The 2787-nt window shown below is 64.4% G+C and carries 1 protein-coding gene; it reads left to right on the top strand.

Annotated elements, in window-relative coordinates; all coding sequences use genetic code 11:
• Positions 1-2787, top strand: a 2787-nt coding sequence (locus AC3B8H_RS20070) for a beta strand repeat-containing protein (RefSeq protein WP_488443291.1), incomplete at both ends; no start/stop codon positions are given.

Here is a 2787-nt window from a genome sequence, read left to right as displayed (position 1 = left end):
TCCGGCGCCAACGGCGGAAAAGCCGGCAACGGTGGTAACGGTGGCGATGCCACGGCGCAAGCCTCCACCAGCATCTCTAGCTATGCCGAGGCCAACGCCACCGCGAACGCCACCGGCGGAAACGGCGGTAATGGTGGCCTGGGCGGCGAGGCAAGCGGCGGTGGTGTTGTGGGAGCGAGCGGAAATGGCGGCAACGGCGGCACAGCAGTGACCGGCGCGGTTGCTGAAAGTTTGGGCGGCTTCTTAGTCCTGGATGGGACTGCTACAGGCGGTAACGGCGGCGATTCTTACGGCACAGGCGTAGCCGGCTCAGGCGGCGCGGCTGTATTAGGCCTGTCACCAATCATCACCCTTTATGGCCACGCTCAGTCTACCGCAACCGTGACCGGCACGGCCAACGGCGGCAATGGCGGAAACGCCCAAGGCGCCGGCATCGGCGGTGACGGCGCCTCGGTTAGTTTGACCGACAAAGTCTCAGGCGATACCTCGGATATCTTGCGATTGACTCAAACCGCCCGTGGCGGTAGTGCCGGCGGCAGCAATGGCGGCGTTGCGGGTGTCGCGGGTAGCGCCAACAGCAGCTTAAGCAAAACCACCCATTCCAAATCGCTGCAAATCTATAGCTACGCTCAAGGCGGTGACGGCGGCTATTTGCTGAATGCGGTGAGCGGCGATGCTGGCGCAGGGGCGGACGCCACCGCGACGGTTAACGGCATCAACAATGCCGTCGGAAACAATAGCAATACCTATGCGGTCAGCAATGCAACCGGCGGTAACGGCGGCAATTCCAACAACCAGCGCAACGGCGGCGCGGGCGGTAAGGCCCAAAATAGCACGGCTGCCACTGGCGATAGTGCGACTGCCATCGGTGAGGCGACCGGTGGTAACGGCGGCGATAGTTATGGCGGAAACGGCGGCACCGGCGGGTCGGCCAGCAGCGTGAGTAGTGCGATGGGCACCACCGACGCCGGCGCTAATGATGATGCGACCGGTGGAAACGGCGGCTCGAATCTGGCGGAAAACGGTACTGGCGGTGTTGGCGGCGCAGCGAGTTGTTCAGCCAATGCCGTGGCTAGCAACAATAACAGCCAGATTAGCGCGAATACCACCGCTACCGGAGGCTATGGTGGAGCCAGCTATGCCAATGGCAACGGCGGCAACGGTGGCACGGCAACCACAACCACCAGCGCCAAAGGCGCCGGCACTGGGGCGGTGCAAGTCCAAACCTCGGCTCGGGGCGGCAATGGCGGTACCGGCCAAGGCTTGGGCAATAAGGGCGGTGCGGGCGGTACCGCTACGGCGCAAGCCAGCGGCACCTCCACCGGCAATGGCGATGTTACCGTGAGCCTTGATCAACGGGGCGGCAAAGGCGGTCGGGGTTACCTCGGCGCCGACGGTGGCGCGGGCGGCGATTCGATTGCCGATAACCTGACCAGCGGTTCGACCGGCGGAACCTTGAATCTCACACAAATCGCTACCGGCGGCAATGGCGGCAATGTGAGTAGCATCATTTTTTCTCTTGGTGTCGGTATCGAAACCAATCCCGCCGGCCAAGCAGGTAACGGCGGCAAGGCAAAATCGGCGCTGAACAATGTCGATGACGGCGCCGGTGCGGTGACCGGCAAGAGTAATGCGAGCGGCGGCGCGGGCGGAGCCGCCAGTGCCGCCGGTAACGGAAACGGCGGCAAAGGCGGCGATGCCAATGCGGAGATCGCTTTGATTCACGGCGGAAACGTCAATGCCAGCGCGGATGCCATTGGTGGAAATGGCGGCGATTCCAATACCGGTATCGCCGGTAACGGCGGCTTGGCTGGCTTGGGTCTGGACTTGGCAGCCGCCTATGGCGAATCCACCGGTAACGGCGCGGTCGAGGTTGCCGGCGAGGCTCGCGGCGGTTCCGGGGGCTCGGCGGTTGCGGCTGGCGTCGGTGGCAACGGTGCTTCGGTCGGTTTGCTCAACAAAGTCGACGGCAAAACCAGCGGTGAGCTGATTTTGAGCCAGACGGCCTTTGGCGGTAATGGCGGTTCGAGTAACGGCGGCAAGGTCGGTATTGCCGGTAGCGCCGACAGCCAGCTCAGCAAATCCGCTGCGGTCAGTGCCTTATCGCTGTACAACTATGCAACAGGTGGCAATGGCGGCAACTTGAACGATGCGGCGAACGGCGCGGCCGGTACCGGCGCGGCGGGAAGTTCGTTGGTCAGTGCCGACAACAGTGCCGGCTCGGTTTACGCGTGGGGCAGCGCAACCGGTGGTGACGGCGGCAGTACAAACAATAGTGCGACCGGCAGCGCCGGCGGTCAGGCTAACAATACGGCCAAGGTCGCGTCCAGCGGCGATAATCACGCCGCTAGCGTTTCTGGGCATGCGTCGGGCGGCCTAGGCGGTGTCAGCTACGGCGGTCGAGCCGGCGCGGGCGGTGCAGCGAACAGCAGCAGCATCGGTACGGCATCCGGCGGCAGTACGGTCACAGTGAGCGATAAGGCGCACGGCGGGAACGGCGGCGCAAATCTGTTCGGCAACGCTAACGGCGGCAACGGTGGCGCGGCCACGTCTTCGGCCATCGGCAGCAATATCGGCCAGTCGGTGTCGGTGACTTCGTTTGCTTATGGCGGTGACGGCGGCAAAGGTTACGGCAGTGGTCGAGACGGTGCCGGTGGCGGTGCCAATTCGCAAGCGCGCGCGTCGAGCGCGGCAGGCCATGCCAGCGCGGCGGCCAATGCCGTCGGCGGTAGCGGCTACGGTCTGACTTCGCCCATCGTTGCCACCGCTTGGGCGCAAGGCGGGAAC

It is taken from the genome of Methylomonas sp. BG-2 (assembly GCF_057766305.1).
This window is presented reverse-complemented; position numbering and strand designations above follow the sequence as displayed.